Consider the following 19,003-nt stretch of genomic DNA (forward strand, 5'->3'; position numbering starts at 1 on the left):
GAGATAAAAATGCCCATTATACAAATTCAAATAATAGAAGGTAGAAAGCAGGAGCAAATTCAAAATCTAATATTTGATGTTACAGAGGTAGTTGCGAAAAACTTAGATGTAGATGTTGGACGGGTTCGTGTTTTAGTGAATGAAATCCCAAGTTCTCATTGGGGAGTAGGCGGAAGGTCTAAAGAAAGTTTAAAAGAAAATTAGTTAGTAATAAAAGCAATTTTCATTCTTATATGAATGAGGATTGCTTTTATTGTTTTGAATTTTTTAAATAATATGTTAAAATTTAGTCTTGGTTTTAAGGAGATAAGGGGGAATATACATGCAAATACTACTAATACGTCACGGAGAATCCGAAGCGGACATTTTACAGGTACATGAAGGACGAGCTGACTTTGAATTAACAGAAAAGGGAAGACAGCAAGTGCAAAGGCTTGTACAGAAAGTGAAAGCAGATTTTCCGCCAGATTTCATTTGGGCAAGTACATTAAAACGTGCTCGTGAAACAGGTGAAACGTTAGCTGAAGGAATTGGATGTCCAATTCAATTAGAAGAGGAATTAATGGAGTTCAATAATGGAGTGCAAGCAGGCTTATCATTTGAAGAAGCAAAGAAATATCCAGAGCCAAAGTTTCTTCATGATCGTTTTGAAAACGGGGAGTCATTTATTGAATTTAGAATGAGAATAGAAGGAATCTTTTCTAAAATCGTAACAGAGAATACTTATGAACGGATAGCAATTGTTGCACACGGTGGTGTAATAAATAGTCTATTACGTGCGTTCTTCAAAATGCCAATTTCAATGGACTATTATTTTAAAATGGGAGATACGGGAATAAGCTTAATTGAAATTGACGGTGAACAAAAAACGGTACATTTCATTAATGATACGAATCATTTGGACGGGATGTAGAGAATTATGTACAAAGTTGTATTTTTCGATGTTGACGGTACGCTTTTAAGTGAGGTTGATAGAAGTATGCACGAAAGTACAAAAGAAGCGATACAAAGGTTAATAGATAAAGGGATTCATGTAGTTGTTACGACAGGGAGACCATATAGCTTATGTTCGCAATTTATGGAACTAGGCATAAATACGTTTATTTCTGCAAATGGTGCCCATATAAAATGTGGTGAAAAAGTTATACATAAATCAGTACTTTCACGTGAAATCGTTCATGGTATCTCGAGATTTGCTGAATTACATGGTCACGGTATTTCTTATTTTACCGAGGATTTTGCAATGAACGGAATAGCCTCGGATAATGAGCGTGTAATGCAAGCGCTTAGCGAGACGTTGAATTTAGAGAAGTATCCTGAAAAAAGCAGGGATTTGTCAGAAGAAATCTATTGCTTATGTCTGTATTCAGATGAAATAGAAGCTCAAAAATTTCTTGAAAGATATCCTATGCTTACGTTTGAGCGTTTTCATAATTACGTAATAAATGTATTGGAAGATAGTAAAGTATCGAAGCTCACCGCAATTCAAAAAGTATTAGATCATTTAAATATTTGTAAATCAGAAGCGGTTGCTTTTGGTGACGGTAGAAATGATATTGAGATGTTGCAGTATGTAGAATTAGGTATTGCGATGGGGAATGCTGGAGAAGAGTTAAAAACAAGAGCTGATTTTGTTACAAAGAAGGCGAGTGAAGGTGGTATTTTATTTGCTTTAGAGAAGTTTCATGTCGTCTAACATACCTTTATTGAAATAAAGGTATGTTAGGATCTTTTATATGCTCACATAGTAAAATATGAACTTGCCCACGATGATGATAAAAGTGTGCAACAATTTCAAGCAACCATTCAAAGCGTGAATAAGAAATCCCCCAATAAGCAGTCTTTATTTCCGCTAATTGTTCATTGGAGTAGGATAAAAAAGTTTTAGAAAGTAAATCGTATCCCTGTATCATCGTTTGTTGTATTTGCGTAATTGTTTCGGGTGTTTGTTCTTTATAGAAAGTGTACATTTGTTTTTCCGTAAAACCATTTAAAATGAGTAGATCTGCATGGCAAATAAGAGAAAGATGTGCACACATTTCAAATACAGATCGTTTTGCGTGAATGGGTTGTATTTTTAAATCGACATCATTATATTGGTTAAGCATTTGAATAGAAGTATCAACAGCAACTTTAAGTTGATGCAATGCAGATTGTACAAACATTGTAATTCTCCTCTTCTCCGTATATAATAGTTTCTTGAGGGTATTATATCATACTCAAAATTCCGAAAATTCTAGTAGTTTGACTAGCATATTGAAAAGTATTATATTGTAAAAGGTCATATGAAACGTGAAATAGAATGGAATGCAATTATTGAGTTAGGAGTTAGACCAATGAGTTTGAAATATGGAAGAGATACAATTGTTGAGGTTGACTTAAATGCAGTAAAACATAATGTAAAAGAATTTAAAAAACGAGTGAATGATGAAAATATTGCAATGATGGCTGCTGTAAAAGCAAATGGGTATGGCCACGGGGCAGTTGAAGTTGCGAAAGCTGCTATTGAAGCAGGAATAAATCAGCTTGCAGTTGCATTTGTAGATGAAGCGATAGAGTTAAGAGAAGCAGGAATTAACGTGCCGATTTTAATTTTAGGTTATACATCAGTAGCAGCTGCGGAAGAGGCAATTCAATATGACGTTATGATGACTGTTTATAGAAGTGAAGATTTACAAGGTATAAATGAAATCGCAAAACGTCTTCAAAAGAAAGCGCAAATTCAGGTGAAAATTGATACAGGAATGAGTCGTATCGGTTTACAAGAAGAAGAGGTTAAACCATTTTTAGAAGAATTAAACCGTATGGAGTATGTAGAGGTAGTAGGAATGTTTACACATTACTCTACGGCAGATGAAATTGATAAATCATATACGAATATGCAAACAAGTTTATTTGAGAAAGCTGTCAATGCAGCAAAAGAATTAGGAATTCATATTCCATATATTCATAGTTCAAATAGTGCAGGTTCAATGGAACTTAGCAATACATTTCAAAATATGGTTCGTGTAGGTATTGGGATTTATGGAATGTATCCTTCAAAAGAGGTAGATCATTCAGTTGTTTCTTTACAGCCTGCGTTGTCGTTAAAATCAAAAGTAGCCCATATTAAGCATGCGAAGAAAAATCGCGGTGTAAGTTATGGGAATACGTATGTAACGACTGGTGAAGAATGGATTGCAACTGTACCGATTGGTTATGCTGATGGCTATAACCGTCAGTTATCTAATAAAGGGCATGCATTAATAAATGGAGTTCGAGTACCTGTTATTGGACGTGTTTGTATGGATCAGCTTATGTTAGACGTTTCAAAAGCAATGCCAGTACAAGTGGGAGACGAAGTAGTATTCTACGGTAAACAAGGTGAAGAAGAAATTGCGGTAGAAGAAGTAGCAGATATGTTAGGTACAATTAACTATGAAGTTACATGTATGTTAGACAGAAGAATCCCGCGAGTTTATAAAGAAAATAATGAAACGACTGCTATTGTAAATATACTAAGAAAAAACTGAATCGATATGATTCAGTTTTTTTTATTTTTGACAAATGAAAAATGTTCTATTTGTACCGTGTAGTTGAATGTTTTTAAAACCTACGGATTCCAGTGAAGAAATTATTTCTTCATTTGAATAACAAGCCTCTTCAAAAGAAAAATCACTTCTTGCCCAATTATTATCTATGTCATGTTGAAATAGTATAAAGTTCATGATAGCTTTTTTATTTTCATCATCATATGTAGAATCAATCGTACAAACATATTCATCCGCTGAAATATGAAACGAAGCAATCCAATTTTCAAGAAACCCTTTTTCCATATTCATATCAAATACGAATGTACCTTCGCTATGTAATACGGAATAAACATTGCGAAAAACACGTTTTAATTCATCTAATTTCAAAATATGGTTTAAGCTATCGCCAGTAGAGATAACATATTGAAATTGCTCATTTATGTTGAAATAGCGAGCATCATCGACGATAAAGGTTGCGTTTGGCGCGTTTTGACGTGCGTATTCAATCATTTGGGCAGAACCATCTATACCAGTTACTACAAAAGTATTATCAATTAATTTCTTAGTAAGGTGACCAGTCCCGCAGCAAAGATCTAAAATATGAGAGTGTGGTGGTGCATATTGTAAAATGAGTTTTTCCAAAAGTAGATAGGAGTGTTCAGCGTAATGCCCCCAATGTTTATTATAAATGGATGCGAAAATATCATAATCAGAATATATTAGTTTTTTAGACACATGCATTCACCTCAAAATTCATTACATTATAGTAGTCATGCTTCGCTTTCATTTCAAAAGCACATTGTGTATATAGTTGTAAAGCATTGATGTTTTTTGTTGCAACGTCTAATTCAATTGTTGAAGCTCCTTCTGTAATAAGGGTATGTACCATATAACTAAGAATATCTTTTCCGTATCCTTTACCTTGATAGGAAGGATGAACGGCAAATCCTGATAGTATAGTAGATTGCTCTTGCTTCGAAACTGTAATCGTTCCTATCACTTTTTCGTCGATAAGAGCACTATATACTTGATGAGAAGGTGAATTCATCATTTTTTGTAACCATATAGAGGTATTTTCTACTGAATCTCCAAAGGCTTGACTGGAAAGGTCAATAAGATCAAGAAGTGATTCTGAAGATGCAAGAGTGAGCTGTAAAGTATTCTTTGTTGGTTTTTGCACTTCTTTTGCTTGGAACTCCATACTATATTCACTATATAAATAAGGTAACTTCATATGCTTTGCAAATTCTTTCCCGGAAGCAGAATCCCCATTCATAATAAGAAGTACTTCATCTACCTCTCTTTTTCGTACTTCTTTCATTGCGGTTTGCAAAAGAGTAGCACCTATATGTTGTTTCCTATAGTTTGGGTGAACAAACCCTATTAGCTCCAGTTTTGTCGATCTTTCAAAGTCATACATACTTAATGCACCAATTAATTGAGTATCGTCATAGAGTAAAAAATCATGTATCTCTTCTTTATTACGAGCAGTTAAAAAGTTTATATGTAAATCTGACGAGTAATCAATTTGATCGTGTTGCCCGCAAATATGAGCTAAATCTTTCATGTGCTGAATTTCGTTTGCTGTTAAAGATTTTTTTCGTTCAATATTCATTTTATAATCCCTCACATTCGTATTTAAAAATAGGATGGATGATTTAGCCACTTCTCTAACTCCACACTGCCTTGAATAGATAATAACCGGTACAAATATCGATAAGGATGTCTACATTCTGCAAGACGAGGAATGGGCATAATGGTTTCGTAACCTTGTTTAAAAGCATGAGTTTCCTTTTCTGTAAATACATATTCTAAGCTGATAAAATCAAGTTCTCGGGGAGCAACTGCATAGGCTTCTGTATCTACTAAACCTGTAATAGTTGTACCATCTGATAAAAACTGAGTAGGGTCCATATCAATTAAAACGAGCGTTGCTTCCTTTGGTACCGGTAAGGAAGAAAGTTGTTGTTCAAAAGTAGGAAATGCGTTACGGATGCTCGCATTATTGGAATAAAACCTATTTACAAGTTCTTTACTGACTTTTAATATGTGAGACTTACATTCTTCTAGTGGAACTTGGAAAGTACCTGATGGATTTCCTATAAACTCTGCTTGAAACGAATGAATTTCTGCTAGTCCTTTTCCAAGGCTGAATAAAATTGAATCAGATTGTCCGACAAAGGATTGCAGCGTACTTCCTGTTAGTTTTTCGACACTAACATACTTTCGGCCATTTAAAACATGTTTTTGCAAAATAGTGGGGATGGGCAAGTTAGTATGCTTTTTCAATAATTCGTGTATATATTCTAACTGATGTACGTTCCTTGGATCGATTCCAAAAAGGTTTTTGCATCCCCACCAAAAATCATTGTTTGGTTCTTCAGTCATTTTTGAGGAACGAACGATGACTTCTTCATCTTTTGTTTGGACGAGAAACACATCGCTTGCATGGTCTTCATAACTTGGATGTAAAGTTTGAACAGATAAAATAGGTGAAGCGAAGAGTTGTTGTAGCATGAAGGTGCTCCTTTTCTGTAAATTCGATAAATTCATTATATAACAGAATGTGTACGAAGTGGGTAATGATAGGGACAACATAGAACTTAAATAAATTTACGGTGAGAAATCAGTGTGAAAATTATATTTTTCTACTTTTGTATGAATTGTCAAAATAATTTTTTGATGATAAATCTGTAAAAATACAAAATATAAATCTCATATTTTTTAGTAAATGAAGAGTTAAGCACACTTTCAATAGGGGTATAAAGTAGGTTATGAAAAATATTTCTCAATAATAAAATGAAGAGAAAAATGTGAAGAAATAGAATAGATTCCTTTATAATAGTTTTAAATTAATTAATATAATTAATTATTAATAATATTAGATAGGAGAGAATATGATGGCAAACGTACTCGTAATAAATTTCCCTGGAGAAGGTCATATAAATCCGACTTTAGCTATTGTAAGTGAGTTAATTCGGCGAGGGGAGACAGTTGTTTCGTATTGTATTGAAGATTATAGAAAGAAGATTGAAGCAACAGGTGCACAATTCCGAGTGTTTGAGAATTTCCTCTCTCAAATTAATATTATGGAGCGAGTAAATGAAGGTGGGAGTCCTTTGACAATGCTGTCTCATATGATGGAAGCATCAGAACGTATTGTTACTCAAATTGTAGAAGAAACAAAAGGGGAAAAGTACGATTATTTGATATATGATAATCACTTTCCAGTAGGACGTATTATAGCCAATGTTTTAAAATTACCTAGTGTTTCTTCTTGTACAACGTTTGCTTTTAATCAGTACATTACTTTTAACGATGAACATGAATCAAGAGAAGTAGATGAAACGAATCCATTGTATCAATCTTGTTTAGCGGGAATGGAAAAATGGAACAAACAGTATGGAATGAAATGTAATAGTATGTATGATATTATGAACCATCCTGGTGATATTACAATTGTGTATACTTCAAAGGAATATCAGCCGCGTTCAGATGTATTCGATGAATCGTATAAGTTTGTTGGCCCATCAATTGCTACGCGTAAAGAAGTAGGCAGCTTTCCTATGGAAGATTTAAAAGATAAAAAATTGATTTTCATTTCTATGGGAACAGTTTTTAATGAACAACCTGAGTTATATGAAAAATGTTTTGAAGCGTTTAAAGGTATAGAAGCGACAGTCGTATTAGTTGTTGGTAAGAAGATAAATATAAGTCAATTTGAAAACATTCCGAATAACTTTAAGTTGTATAATTATGTGCCGCAATTAGAACTATTACAGTATGCTGATGTATTCGTGACACACGGTGGTATGAATAGTTCAAGTGAAGCACTATATTACGGTGTCCCATTAGTTGTAATTCCGGTAACAGGAGATCAGCCTTTAGTTGCGAAAAGAGTAAATGAAGTAGGGGCTGGAATAAGGCTAAATCGTAAAGAACTCACTTCTGAATTGTTACGTGAGTCTGTAAAGAAAGTGATGAATGATGTAACGTTTAAAGAAAATAGTCGTAAAGTTGGAGAGTCACTTCGAAATGCTGGTGGTTATAATAGGGCAGTTAATGAAATCTTAAAAATGAATTCATACTCAAAACTTAAATAAATGTTTGGAGCACACTTACTGTAATATGTAAGTGTGTTTCTATAAATAAATTACATAAAAAATCATTGTAAAGGTGAAACTTTTGTGTATATAAACTGATATCTTTGAATTGGCATTGAAATTACGTTAAAATAATACTAAGAAAATATATAAGTTTTGGGGGTAATGAATGAAGAAAGTATTTGAATACATATTATTAACAATTGGCTCGATTATTGTAGCGGGTTCATTGGAGCTTATTTTAGCACCTAACGGATTAGTAGATGGCGGGGTAACTGCTATTGCAATTATGGCGAATAAAGTTGCTGGGTTGCCGCTTTATGGGGTGTTCTTAGGAATTAATATTCCGATTTTATTATTTACTGCAAAAGTAATGGGAAAGAAGTTCTTTATTCGTACATCCTATGCAAATGTTGTTACAACACTCGGATTGATTTATTTAAAACCATTTCCAGCAATTACAACTTCTGAATTGTTAATTGTTCTTTATGGAGGAGTTCTATTTGGTGTTGGTGTAGGGATTGTAGTAAAAATGGGCGGAGCAATTGATGGATCAGAAATGTTAGCTGTTTGGATGAATAAACATTTTAAAGTGCCGATTAGTACATTTTTACTTGCTGTAAATGCAGTTATTTTTATCTTTGTTGCCATTTTGTTTTCAATTGAACAAGCGATGTTCTCATTAGCAATTTTCTATATTGTTACGAAGATGATTGATTTCATATTAGATGGTATTAATCAAGGAAAGAGCGTTATGATTATTTCTGGTAAGAATAAAGAAATAGGCGATTTACTTATGAAAGAACTGCAATTATCCGTTACATATCTACATGGAGAAGGTGGTTTTTTAGGAGAACATAAGAGAATCATCTACTGTATTACAAACCGTTTCATTTATCCGAAAATGAAAGATCTCGTTCTCTCTGTAGATCCAACTGCTATAATTGAAGCGTCTTATTCAACAGAAACAACTGGTGTCAAACGTCCGGGAAGGGCAGCGAGATCAGAAAAATAGTGAATGAAATAGCTCCACGTAAGTTATACTTACGTGGAGCTATTCTTATTTTGGGAACCAGGCCTTTTTCAATAATTGGACAACGGTTTCGATACGATTCTCTGGAATACTACCAAAACCGAGTAATACATATGACTCCTTCCTCACATTATGAACAGAATCGTATGTCGAGAGAGGGTATAACTTAATACGTTCTTTTGCAGCTGCATGAATAAGTTCTTGTTCGTTCATACCATTATGAACGTGAAGTACAATATGAAGTCCGGATTGTTCACCGAGTATATGCACGTTATTCCCCATTTCGTTTGTAATAGATTTAATTAAAGAAATATGCTTTCTTTTATATAACGTACGACTTCGGTTAATATGACGTTCCCAATCCCCACTTTGAATAAAGGTAGCAAAGGTAAGTTGTTGCATTGTAGAAACCGTTTGTTTATACATACCACCAAGTTCTTTATAGGTTTTTAGCAGATGAGGTGGTAAAACGATATATCCCATTCGTAAAGAAGGTAAAAAAGATTTCGAAAAAGTTCCCATATAAATAACACGTTCATTTGAATCTAGTCCTTGTAAAGAAGGAATAGGTTTTCCAATATAGCGAAATTCTCCATCATAATCATCTTCAATAATATACCCTTTACAATCATTCGCCCATTTTAATAACTCGAGTCTTCTAGATAACGGCATAATGATTCCGAGTGGAAATTGGTGAGATGGAGTGACATATGCCACATTGGAACCCGATTCACGTAAAGCAGAAATATGAATTCCTTTATCATCTAAAGGGATAGGGTGAACAGGAAGGCCAGAACTTTGAATCATAGCAGGTATACGGTGAAATCCAGGGTTTTCGATTCCGTATTCTTTTTTTGAACCAAGTAGTTGAAGGAGTAGCCAAAGAAGAGGCTGCGTACCTGCTCCAATAATAATTTGATCAGGTGAAGAATGTACCCCGCGAGCATGATATAAATATTTTGAAATATGTTCTCGTAGAACGAGCTCACCTTGTGGATCCTCTTTGGCAAATAATTCATTTTCATACTGAAATAAAGTTTCGTGTAATGCTCTTTTCCAGTTTGTTATGGGAAAAGCTTTTTGATCAATAAGTCCTTGACTACAATCATAATTATATTGTTCTTTTTCTTTATTGTTAGCACTGTTTGACGCAATTTGTTGTTTCTTTTGAATGACATCAATATCTACTTCCGCAACAAAAATCCCGCGTTTCGGTTTGCTTTCTACGTAACCTTCAGCTAGTAATTGTTGATAAGCGGATTCAACTGTAATACGGCTCACATTAAGCTGCATAGCTAAATTTCTGTGAGAAGGAAGGCGTGTACCAGCACATAGTGATCCATGAGAGATTTCGCGTTTCATATATTCGTAAATTTGTAAGTAAATAGGTGTTTTATTTTGTAACACTAAAGGAATATTCAAATCCATTTATAGACGCTCCTTTTTATCCCGCATTAACGGGCAGTAAGACCCTCACCTCAAAATTCAGCGGAAGCAAAGAAGTTAGGTGGGAATCAACTGCCCGTAAAAGCCCAATTGGTGAGGGCTGATTAAAGTTTCACTTTATACTGGCCTTATAAAAAACAATAGAACTGTCACTTAAACTAAGGGCAGTCGCTTTCTATAATAATGATATAACATTTAGAAAATTTTATAAATAGTAAGGGGCGAATCATAATGAATGTTAAAGCAGTAGTAACAGAAGCGGATCTACACGATGTATTTCCCGTATTACAACAATTAAGAACGAAAATTTCAAGAGAAGAGGCAAGTTCTTTATTTCAAAAAATGAAAGAAGAAAATTATAAACTATTTTCGCTACGTAATGAAGATGAAGAAGTTGTTAGTCTAGCTGGTGTAGCGATTTGTACGAATTTTTATAATGAGAAACATGTTTTTGTGTATGACCTTGTAACTGCGGAAGCTCACAGATCAAAAGGGTATGGTAAGATTCTGCTGTCATATGTAGAAAAATGGGGGGAAGAAAAAGGATGCAGTTCTATCGTTCTTACATCTGCGTTTCCAAGAATTGATGCACATCGTTTTTATGAAAGAGAGGGCTTTAATAAGGTAAGCTATTCTTTTTATAAAGCGTTATAATATTAAGTAGGTTCCATATGTAAAGATATATGGAACCTATTTTCTTTTTCAGATTTGAGCTAGGAACAGGTCTAGCAATATGATTTGTCGAATATTAGAAATTAAAAATGGAATCTTGAATTTAGAGAATGTTAGGAGCGTTTAAACTTGGAAAAAATAAAGAAATTATCTATACCAAATGATGTAAGAGTCATCATTATTTCTGATATTCATGGAGAATTAGATCTTTTTAAGGAACTACTACATAAAGTTAATTTTCAAGATGAAGATTATTTAATTATTAATGGCGATCTTTGTGAGAAAGGAAGAAATAGTATTGGCGTCGTAAACTATGTGATGGATCTAGTAGTTAGTAAGCCAAACGTTTATGTAGTTGAAGGGAATTGTGAAGTTGTAGTTGAAGCGCTTGTAAATGAAAATCCGGCGCTAATACATTATTTATGTACGCAAAAGAATACAATTTTTAATGAATGGCTAGGGCAATTGAATATTAACGTTCATGAAGAAAGTGATATCCGTGAATTGAAAAGAAAATTAATGAGCCATTTCTCAAAAGAAATAAAGTGGCTAACAGAATTACCAACAGCGATTGAAACGGAAGATTATATTTTTGTACATGCTGGCCTTGAAGATAGAGAGGATTGGAAAGAAACAGAACGAAAAAATGCGATAGCAATGCCGGAGTTTTTCAATCAATCACATAAAGCAAATAAGTATGTAGTTGTTGGACATTGGCCTGTTGTGAACTATTCTGATGAAGCACCGTCTAATAATCCTGTTATTGATAAGGAAAAAAAGATTATTGCAATTGACGGCGGAAATACGATTAAAGAGGCAGGGCAATTAAATGCATTTATCATTCAGAGGAAACCAACAGGTGATAAGTTTTCTTATACATATGTAGACTGTTTTCCAGAGTATGAAGTAATAGCAGATTTTCATGCCGATGCAACAATGCAGGGCGGGGTTACCTATCCGCATTATTACATAGAGCCTATTGAGAAGAAGCAAGATTACACAATATGCAGGCAAAAGGAAACGAATACATTACTTTATGTGAAAGATGAATATATTAGGCAACTTGATTCAGGTGAATACACAGTGAAAACGGATATATCTTGTGCGCAAATAAGTGTAAGAAAAGGTGACTTTGTTTCTCTTATTGATGGTAGCTGCTCAGGATATGATTTAATTAAAAAAGATGGAGTAGAAGGTTGGATAGAGAAAGGGATTTTAGTTGAGATAGAAAAGACGAAAAAGAAAATATTTAGCTGAAATAGGAGGGATGTAACCTCCTATTTTTTTAAGAAGTAGATTGCTTGCTATCTTTAATAAGTAAATAAATCGTACTCGGTAAAATGACAAGCGTCATTCCTAAAATAATCGCTAGTATAGCATAACCTCTATAAGGAGTAGAAACGATAAATGGAAGCCCCGCTAGGAAAATACCTGCTATCATCATTGAAATACTACTAATATTTGAAGCTCTTTTTTCAAGGTGCTTATCATTCCATTCCAAGGAAACGGTTGATTTAGTCGTATCAATTTTGGAACTGAAATAACCTATTAATATAAATAAAAGCCCTAATCCTAAAAATATAAAATGATCAAGAGGAAGTGAAAAACCAAGAGCTATAAGGGCAATGACAATATCGACAAAAAATAAGAATAGTAACATTGTGTTGCCGATCCAATGGAGAAATTTCTCGTTACTCGTTGCTTTAGATAAAGCTAAAAATAAAAAGAATAAGAAGGAACATATAATTATATTTACGATCACAAAAGTACTATTATCCATTGTTGATGTAGGCGTTCCATTGAAGTCCCATTTCGTAACAATACGTAATGGTAAGAAGAAATAGAGAATAATATTTGTCGTAATAATAGTGAGAAGTAAAGCAATGCTAAATCGATTATTCACTGAATCACCAGCTTTCTACATGAATAATTGGTATCTTATAACAAAATTATACAATATAATAAACGATATCTGTTTTGATTTTTCAGAAAAAATATTATAATTATATATGAAATAAAGAGGAGTGTAGGAGGAAATTATGAAAAGCGTAATCGTAAAAGGGGATAAAGTAACAATTCGTACAATTGAAGAATTAGATATAAAAACATTATGGGATCTCGTATTTAAAGAAGAAAATCCAGAATGGAAAAAATGGGATGCACCGTATTTTCCGTTTTCAATGCAAGAATACTCATCCTATAAGGAGAAGATGCAAACTCGTTTAAAAGAAGAACCTCTATCCAATTTAATTATAGAAAATAACGGTCAAGTTATAGGGACGGTCGGATTTTATTGGGAGTATAAACCGACGCGTTGGTTGGAGATGGGGATTGTCATTTATAATCCGGCTTACTGGAATGGCGGCTACGGTACAGAAGCGTTAACGTTATATCGAGATTTACTATTTGAAAAGATGGAGATTGGTAGAGTAGGGCTCACGACTTGGTCTGGTAATGAACGAATGATGAAAGTAGCGGAGAAAATAGGAATGAGTTTAGAAGGTAGAATGCGCAAATGTCGTTATTATAACGGAACGTACTATGATTCTATTCGAATGGGGATGATTCGTGAAGAATGGGAAGCACTATGTGTAACAAAGGGGTGAAGGGATATGTACGCTATTATTGCTACATTTGATCGTGTGTTTACTAATAAAATTACAGAATTGCAAAATGAATTAACAAATATCATTGGCACAAATCAATTAGCCGGAGTAGAACCTCATATTACGTTAGCTGATTATAATGAGTTAGATGTTCATTTGTATAAGGAGAAATTAGGAGAGTTTGTAGCTATTCAAGAAAATACGGACCCAGTAACTTTTCCTTCTGTTGGAGTTTTTCCTACTAATGGAACGGTCTTTCTAGCACTGACTGTTACTGATGAATTGTTAAATTTTCATCATTCTTATCATGATTATTTTAAAACTTTTCATGACAACCCAAATTCATATTACGTACCGGGAAAGTGGGTTCCGCATTGTACGATTGCAAATAGATTACATACAAATCAGTTTTTAAGTGTAATGGAATACATTTATGAAAAATTTGATTTTGCAACAGCTTCAATTGAAAAATTAAAATTAATTAAGGTGAATTATGAAAATGGTTCTGCCATTTCTTCTAGTATATTAGCAGAATATAAGTTAAAGAGAATGGAGACAACGAGATGACATATGTAATTAGAGAAATGAAGCAAGAAGATATTCATGCTGTACAATCAGTAGCGAAAATAGCTTGGCATGATACATACGAAGGCATTATTCCGAGAGAGATTCAAGACAGTTTTTTAGACGAGGCTTATTCTGATGAAAAAATGAAATATCGTCTTGAGAATACACATTTATTCGTTGCAGAAGAAGAGGGAGAAGTAATTGGCTTTGCAAATTTCTCACCTGTTAGACTGCAAAACGAAGCAGAATTAGGAGCAATTTATTTGTTACCAGATCAACAGGGGAAAGGGATAGGAAGTGCTTTATTACAAAAAGGGTTAACGGTATTAAAAGGAATTCGGAAACTATACATTCATGTAGAAGCAGCGAATGAAAAAGGAAAGCGGTTTTATGAAGCGAAAGGTTTTGCACAATTAGAGGAATTTGAAGAAGATTTTGAAGGACATATGATGCAGACAGTAAGGATGGTTTTATACATATAAGGAGGACTAGAAGTGAAAATTTTTGATTTTAATAAAAAAGTAGGAAAGCAAATCACAGCATTTCAATCTAATTTCATAATGTCGAAAATAGTAAATCATCAAGGGAATATACATATCGGTGCTATGCATTTAAAAGAGAATGGAATAATTGGATATCATGAAGCAGTTGTATCGCAACTGCTTCTTATTGTGGACGGAGAAGGATATGTATGCGGGACAGATAAAGAAAAAGTGAAGGTGGAAGCGGGACAAGCTGTGTTTTGGGAGAAGGGTGAGTTTCATGAAACGAGTACGGAAAAGGGATTGATGGCAATTGTGATTGAGTCGGAGGAACTTGAGAAAGGAGTTTTAATGAAAGAAGTAGGAAAGTTTGATGATTAAGGTGTATAAGGAGGGGGAATATGCGCAAAGTTACACAAATAGTAATCTATGTAGCAGCAGTACTATTTGTCACACTAGCTATGATAAATGGAGAAACGTGGAAAGATAAAATTGTTGTTTCGCTAGCTGTTCTTATATTTACTGGATTTTCTTTAGTATGGAACACATTTGTTATAAATCTTCTGGAGAAATTCAATAGAAAAAGGAGTAACTAAATGTTAAAACAAGGAAGAATTATAATTGTTATTGGCACATTAGTAACACTCATCGCGAGTTTTATGGTGCCAGCAGACAATAAAACAAGATTAATAAATGTACTTGTAATATTTTTATTCGGTGTAATAGCTGTGTGGTCTTCAGTTTTATTTGAACGAATTTATCAAAAGATACATAAAAAGTGAAATAAATAAAACTTTTGTCGATTGGAGTAGTAGTGAAACTAGAGGGATTAAAACAATTTTGATGATTATTGTTATAATGGTCGAATCGGCACATAAATGTAATTTTGATTATGTAGACAGCCAAACTAGCAATAGAAGTTACGGTTAATAAGTAAGAAGTTGAATGAAATCTTTTCTTATATTAGATTTTACTCTAGTTATAGGAGACCATGGGTTATGTTGTAGGCGATACCATTAAGTTTGAGGATTAAGAGAGGAACGTATGAATATGCGATCATTAAAGGCTGGGAAATATATTACATATGTTGCAGTTTTGATACTTCTTATATTTTCTATGTTATTGCCATATAGCCTACCTAAAAAGATTGCTCTTATTATTATTTTTTTAATTTTAGGGGCCATTTCCTTGGGAGCGAATAAAGTAGTAGGACGAATATATAACAAATTTAAAGAATAATAAAGTTTGAAAAAGGATAGGGACAATCCGATATTAATTAGGAAAATAAACAGGATTATACGTTAGAGATGGTTATGGGATAGGTGGTACTATTAAAATTGGAGATTAAGAGAGGAGCAAACTAATATGCAACCATTTAAGGCTGGAAAATATATTACATATGTTGCAATTGCTATATTTCTTGTAGTCGCTATAATGTCTCCTTATGAATTACCTAAAAAGGTTGGTTTTATTATAGGTGTTCTTATTTTGGGAGCATGTGCACTTGGTACTAATAAGTTTTACGAATGGATGTATAGTAAATTTAAACATAAATAAGGTTAATACAAGAGGGGGAGATCATCATGATAATAATACCTATTAAGGGCGATTTCAAGAGGGATAACCCACAAAGGTTTCGGAGGAGGTTTTTCTTGAAACCTAAAAAAAAGGAGTAAGCACACATGTTTAAACAAGGACGTATTTGCAGGGTGGTTTTTCCCATTTAATTTATGGCAGAAACTATTTTTCAGTATTGGGATGTTGGCATATGGAAGTTCAGTATTATTTAATCGTTTAGCTAAAAAAATTACAAATAGAGTTGAATAAACACCTAGGAATTTTGTATTGATTGGGAAATGATAATAATAAACTTTCCATAAGAGTTGGAGAGAGCTGTACATTAATAAGTAAGTAGCGAACATCATCTTATGGTTTTGAAATTAAAGGATATTTTTTGAAAGTGAAGTGTTATATATTACCGCTAGTGATAAGTATGTGAATGTGTGTTAATTTAATGAAAAAAGTCGTCTATTACAGGCGGTTATTTTGTAATATATGTAATATTATTTAATGATTATTTTTTTTCGCTTATTAATTTTGTATGCTCATTTAAATAAATATCTATTAGATTTCTTAATGTAATAGTTTCTATTTCAAGAGGGATTTCGATTTCATCTTCATCATACTTATTAAATATAACTGTTGTATCTCTTCGAACATCTGCCCCAAAAATATTCGCACTTATTTTTTCGTGATGACTTTTTTTGTTTAAAACTTTATCTACAGTTTCTGCTATCCAATCACCGAATGTGGATACCTCCACATTTAAAAAAGCTTCTAAAGTATCGAATTCTTTTTGTAGTCTAATAACTAAGCTACCTGTACTAAGTAATTCGAATTTGTAATCCATATTATGTTCTCCTTCAAAAAATTAATTTTATCGATTTTGTCTTGGAAATGCAGAAATAATTTTCCCATTAATAAGATGTAGGGTGAAATATGGATAACGATAAACATTGTTAAGAGTGAACGGTATCAACGAACGTATTGAACAAAAACATTTCTCATTATACGTCTCAAACCTCTAAAGTATCGTAATTCAGCGAACAAAGCTTTTTATTATCGATACATCGCTCGCATTCTAATATTTTTAAATCTTAATCGTTTATAAATTCGGCCAGCAGCTGGGTTGTTATAAAATAAGCCATCCGTTTGGACAGCTCATTTACATAATTCTCGTTATTGAAAGTGAAAATTATTTGATAAAGTAATCCCAATAACTTATTACTACAAGTATTAAAGATAATACTGTATAAACAATAGATCCTATTAAAATAGGATTTACACTTAATTCAAATTTTTCTTCCTCTACTTTAATACCCAATCTAGCTTGAGCTTGAAGGCGAACACTGTTGCTAGAAAATCCGCCTTTACTGCTAAAGTAATATGTAATAATGACAAAACATATTCCAGCGAAGAAAGTTAAATCAATAAAACTCCATTTTAAGAGCTTAGATAATTTATATACAATTCCAGCTTCAATCATTATAGTTACAAGTAATCCTAATCCTTTTTTCATGTAATCAATCCTTTTGTATTCTCTAATGATTTCGAAATTTATCACTTATAATCATTTTATCATGTGATAAGAAGAAAAAACGAGGGGTTTTTATTATATATTGTGTTCATAATCAATTAACATAACGTCTCATGATTGGTAGCAGGCATAAGGAGAAATCCTACCCTCAAAAGGAATCTGCCGTTTTCTTTTTATATAATTTTATGCAACTTTATATGTATCCCTATCCTAGCGTAGATTTTAGGGTTTAGGGTTCTCGTATGTTACTGAATTAGCTAAAAACCTGTGTGAAATCTTGCATGCTCTTAACGTGGATTTTTCCAATATACTGGGGCTCCCCTAATAGTGTGTATTCCTCAGTAGTTTGATCTTGTAGGAAATTCAATGATGTTACTCCGCAATTGCATAATTCGCTCTACAACATCTAGTGTGGCAAGTTTAATTGTTTCTTGGCCAGGCGTACTAGGTAAGGTGTCGGCATCTAGACATTTATAAAATACATTTCATTTTTAGCACCGAGCTGTATATTTGAAACAGTTTTAAATCGTTCAACAATAGTTGACTTTCCGGAGAGTTTTATCAGCTTATATGCGGAAAGAAGTGCCTCATAATGAGAGGTAACAAATTCTTCTTTACTATATGGTATAAATGAATCATGGAAGCCGAGTAAAATTGATTATAATGTTCCATTCTCTTTAAATACTCCCCACAGATCTTGAAAGTCTGTTTCATAACCGAGAGACTCTATATCTCCAATAATAAATCAGTTATGGGCTGCTTCTTCTTTTAGGTAAGCGAATACTTGTTCATGATCTTTCTTTGTTAATTTTCGCATCATAACGAATCGACCTCTTTTTCATTTTTCTAAATATTACAACTTAAGTTTTTTGAAATCAATATAAAATTTTATGTTTAGTTCACAAACTTTCGGAAAAACTAGGAAAGATATGACAAAGGAGGTTATGAACGGTGGATCATCCAATTCAAGGATTGATGAAAGCGGCAATGGAAAATTTAAAAGAAATGGTCGATGTAAATACGATTGTTGGAGAGCCTGTTCAAACGGCTGACGGTGGTGTAGTGTTAACGGTTTCTAAAGTAGCGTTCGGGTTTGGAGCAGGAGGTTCTGATTTCCAAACGAATGATGGACAAAGAGCGAACGGTAACCCTGCATTTGGTGGCGGTAGCGCGGGTGGTGTTTCTATTACACCAGTAGCATTTCTTGTGGTGAATAAAGATGGAGTAAATATTCTTCATTTACAAAATGCGACACATTTAGCAGAGAAAATGATTGAATTAGCTCCACAAACAATTGATAAAATTCAATCGATGTTCCAAAAAGATGAAAAGAAAGAGGGAAATCATCATCCTCAAAACCCAGATGAAATCCTTTAAAAACGCCTGCTTACGAGCAGGTGTTTTTTCTTGTAATCACTATGTAATAAAACACATGAAATTGTAAATAGTTTTTGAAGTTTTTTCTATGTTTCTAAAATTTTTCAT

The 19,003-nt window shown here is 33.3% G+C and carries 25 protein-coding genes and 2 pseudogenes; 17 read left to right on the top strand and 10 right to left on the bottom strand.

From position 1 onward, the window contains the following. Nucleotides 1-3: 3 nt before the first annotated feature. From MR079_RS08105 to MR079_RS08115, 3 genes are all read left to right on the top strand, one after another. Nucleotides 4-204, top strand: a complete 201-nt coding sequence (locus tag MR079_RS08105; protein WP_313897260.1) for a 4-oxalocrotonate tautomerase — start codon at nt 4-6, stop codon at nt 202-204. Between the two features lie 118 nt (nt 205-322). Continuing rightward, nucleotides 323-913: a histidine phosphatase family protein gene (locus MR079_RS08110; RefSeq protein WP_139867486.1), complete on the top strand. Its 591-nt coding sequence runs from the start codon at nt 323-325 to the stop codon at nt 911-913. A gap of 6 nt (nt 914-919) precedes the next feature. After that, nucleotides 920-1,696, top strand: coding sequence for a Cof-type HAD-IIB family hydrolase (locus MR079_RS08115; RefSeq protein ID WP_139867484.1), 777 nt, complete (start codon nt 920-922; stop codon nt 1,694-1,696). A 7-nt stretch (nt 1,697-1,703) separates the two neighbouring features. Here the strand turns inward: MR079_RS08115 and MR079_RS08120 are convergent, their stop codons facing one another. Then, nucleotides 1,704-2,165 (bottom strand): DinB family protein, encoded by a 462-nt coding sequence (locus MR079_RS08120; RefSeq protein WP_242293824.1) that lies wholly within the window; start codon nt 2,163-2,165, stop codon nt 1,704-1,706. A gap of 171 nt (nt 2,166-2,336) precedes the next feature. On the opposite strand from MR079_RS08120, the gene alr reads away from it, so the two are divergent. Next, a complete protein-coding gene (gene alr / locus MR079_RS08125; protein WP_242293825.1) occupies nt 2,337-3,512 on the top strand; it encodes an alanine racemase in 1,176 nt (391 codons plus the stop codon). Nucleotides 3,513-3,533: 21 nt separating this feature from the next. Here the strand turns inward: alr and MR079_RS08130 are convergent, their stop codons facing one another. Genes MR079_RS08130 through MR079_RS08140 form a run of 3 tightly spaced genes read right to left on the bottom strand, consistent with a single transcriptional unit; the run spans nt 3,534 to nt 6,029 of the window. Further along, nucleotides 3,534-4,247 carry a class I SAM-dependent methyltransferase gene (locus MR079_RS08130; RefSeq protein ID WP_242293826.1) on the bottom strand — a complete coding sequence of 238 codons (714 nt, stop codon included), beginning with the start codon at nt 4,245-4,247 and terminating at the stop codon, nt 3,534-3,536. Continuing rightward, a complete protein-coding gene (locus MR079_RS08135) occupies nt 4,240-5,127 on the bottom strand; it encodes a GNAT family N-acetyltransferase (protein ID WP_242293827.1) in 888 nt (295 codons plus the stop codon). The genes MR079_RS08130 and MR079_RS08135 overlap by 8 nt, the downstream gene beginning before the upstream one ends. Nucleotides 5,128-5,150: 23 nt before the next feature. Continuing rightward, the gene (locus tag MR079_RS08140; RefSeq protein WP_242293828.1) at nt 5,151-6,029 is read right to left on the bottom strand and encodes a nitrate reductase; all 879 of its coding nucleotides are present in this window, start codon (nt 6,027-6,029) and stop codon (nt 5,151-5,153) included. Nucleotides 6,030-6,412: 383 nt separating this feature from the next. Between MR079_RS08140 and MR079_RS08145 the strand changes: the two genes are divergently transcribed. Continuing rightward, nucleotides 6,413-7,615, top strand: a complete 1,203-nt coding sequence (locus MR079_RS08145) for a macrolide family glycosyltransferase (protein ID WP_242293829.1) — start codon at nt 6,413-6,415, stop codon at nt 7,613-7,615. 169 nt (nt 7,616-7,784) lie between these two features. Beyond that, nucleotides 7,785-8,630, top strand: coding sequence for a YitT family protein (locus MR079_RS08150; protein WP_000755119.1), 846 nt, complete (start codon nt 7,785-7,787; stop codon nt 8,628-8,630). Nucleotides 8,631-8,675: 45 nt separating this feature from the next. Here MR079_RS08150 and pdxR read toward each other — a convergent pair whose 3' ends face one another. Then, complete coding sequence (pdxR, locus tag MR079_RS08155; protein WP_242293830.1) at nt 8,676-10,076, bottom strand: MocR-like pyridoxine biosynthesis transcription factor PdxR; 1,401 nt, start codon at nt 10,074-10,076, stop codon at nt 8,676-8,678. 249 nt (nt 10,077-10,325) lie between these two features. On the opposite strand from pdxR, the gene MR079_RS08160 reads away from it, so the two are divergent. Continuing rightward, the gene (locus tag MR079_RS08160; protein WP_139867468.1) at nt 10,326-10,748 is read left to right on the top strand and encodes a GNAT family N-acetyltransferase; all 423 of its coding nucleotides are present in this window, start codon (nt 10,326-10,328) and stop codon (nt 10,746-10,748) included. A 147-nt stretch (nt 10,749-10,895) separates the two neighbouring features. Beyond that, nucleotides 10,896-12,023: a metallophosphoesterase gene (locus MR079_RS08165; protein ID WP_242293831.1), complete on the top strand. Its 1,128-nt coding sequence runs from the start codon at nt 10,896-10,898 to the stop codon at nt 12,021-12,023. A gap of 28 nt (nt 12,024-12,051) precedes the next feature. Here MR079_RS08165 and MR079_RS08170 read toward each other — a convergent pair whose 3' ends face one another. Continuing rightward, on the bottom strand, nt 12,052-12,669 hold the full coding sequence (locus tag MR079_RS08170; protein ID WP_139867463.1) for a DUF1648 domain-containing protein: 618 nt from the start codon (nt 12,667-12,669) through the stop codon (nt 12,052-12,054). Between the two features lie 136 nt (nt 12,670-12,805). Between MR079_RS08170 and MR079_RS08175 the strand changes: the two genes are divergently transcribed. From MR079_RS08175 to MR079_RS08210, 8 genes are all read left to right on the top strand, one after another. Next, a complete protein-coding gene (locus MR079_RS08175) occupies nt 12,806-13,372 on the top strand; it encodes a GNAT family N-acetyltransferase (protein WP_061688174.1) in 567 nt (188 codons plus the stop codon). Nucleotides 13,373-13,378: 6 nt separating this feature from the next. Then, nucleotides 13,379-13,939, top strand: a complete 561-nt coding sequence (locus MR079_RS08180; protein WP_242293832.1) for a 2'-5' RNA ligase family protein — start codon at nt 13,379-13,381, stop codon at nt 13,937-13,939. Further along, nucleotides 13,936-14,421: a GNAT family N-acetyltransferase gene (locus MR079_RS08185; protein ID WP_000222822.1), complete on the top strand. Its 486-nt coding sequence runs from the start codon at nt 13,936-13,938 to the stop codon at nt 14,419-14,421. The genes MR079_RS08180 and MR079_RS08185 overlap by 4 nt, the downstream gene beginning before the upstream one ends. Before the next feature lie 12 nt (nt 14,422-14,433). Next, nucleotides 14,434-14,802 (top strand): cupin domain-containing protein, encoded by a 369-nt coding sequence (locus MR079_RS08190; RefSeq protein WP_242293833.1) that lies wholly within the window; start codon nt 14,434-14,436, stop codon nt 14,800-14,802. A gap of 20 nt (nt 14,803-14,822) precedes the next feature. After that, on the top strand, nt 14,823-15,017 hold the full coding sequence (locus MR079_RS08195; RefSeq protein ID WP_139867456.1) for a hypothetical protein: 195 nt from the start codon (nt 14,823-14,825) through the stop codon (nt 15,015-15,017). Continuing rightward, complete coding sequence (locus MR079_RS08200; protein ID WP_000917620.1) at nt 15,018-15,203, top strand: hypothetical protein; 186 nt, start codon at nt 15,018-15,020, stop codon at nt 15,201-15,203. It abuts the gene before it with no gap. Between the two features lie 268 nt (nt 15,204-15,471). Beyond that, complete coding sequence (locus tag MR079_RS08205; RefSeq protein ID WP_139868120.1) at nt 15,472-15,660, top strand: hypothetical protein; 189 nt, start codon at nt 15,472-15,474, stop codon at nt 15,658-15,660. Nucleotides 15,661-15,786: 126 nt separating this feature from the next. Next, a complete protein-coding gene (locus tag MR079_RS08210; protein WP_078420030.1) occupies nt 15,787-15,978 on the top strand; it encodes a hypothetical protein in 192 nt (63 codons plus the stop codon). Nucleotides 15,979-16,495: 517 nt separating this feature from the next. Here the strand turns inward: MR079_RS08210 and MR079_RS08215 are convergent. The 4 genes and pseudogenes from MR079_RS08215 to MR079_RS08230 all read right to left on the bottom strand — a co-directional run. Continuing rightward, nucleotides 16,496-16,831 (bottom strand): hypothetical protein, encoded by a 336-nt coding sequence (locus MR079_RS08215; RefSeq protein WP_139867454.1) that lies wholly within the window; start codon nt 16,829-16,831, stop codon nt 16,496-16,498. Nucleotides 16,832-17,040: 209 nt separating this feature from the next. Continuing rightward, nucleotides 17,041-17,124: pseudogene (locus MR079_RS29535) on the bottom strand (GNAT family N-acetyltransferase); the annotation flags it as partial. A gap of 52 nt (nt 17,125-17,176) precedes the next feature. Beyond that, the gene (locus MR079_RS08225; protein WP_113711465.1) at nt 17,177-17,500 is read right to left on the bottom strand and encodes a hypothetical protein; all 324 of its coding nucleotides are present in this window, start codon (nt 17,498-17,500) and stop codon (nt 17,177-17,179) included. Nucleotides 17,501-17,871: 371 nt separating this feature from the next. Next, nucleotides 17,872-18,260 (bottom strand): annotated as a pseudogene (locus tag MR079_RS08230) (GNAT family N-acetyltransferase); the annotation flags it as partial. Between the two features lie 209 nt (nt 18,261-18,469). Here MR079_RS08230 and ytfJ point away from each other — a divergent pair. Further along, nucleotides 18,470-18,895, top strand: a complete 426-nt coding sequence (gene ytfJ, locus MR079_RS08235; protein ID WP_000349987.1) for a GerW family sporulation protein — start codon at nt 18,470-18,472, stop codon at nt 18,893-18,895. The last annotated feature ends 108 nt before the right edge of the window (nt 18,896-19,003 follow it).

Origin of the sequence: Bacillus cereus group sp. BfR-BA-01381, assembly GCF_022663555.1 — a bacterium.
GTDB lineage: Bacteria > Bacillota > Bacilli > Bacillales > Bacillaceae_G > Bacillus_A > Bacillus_A pacificus.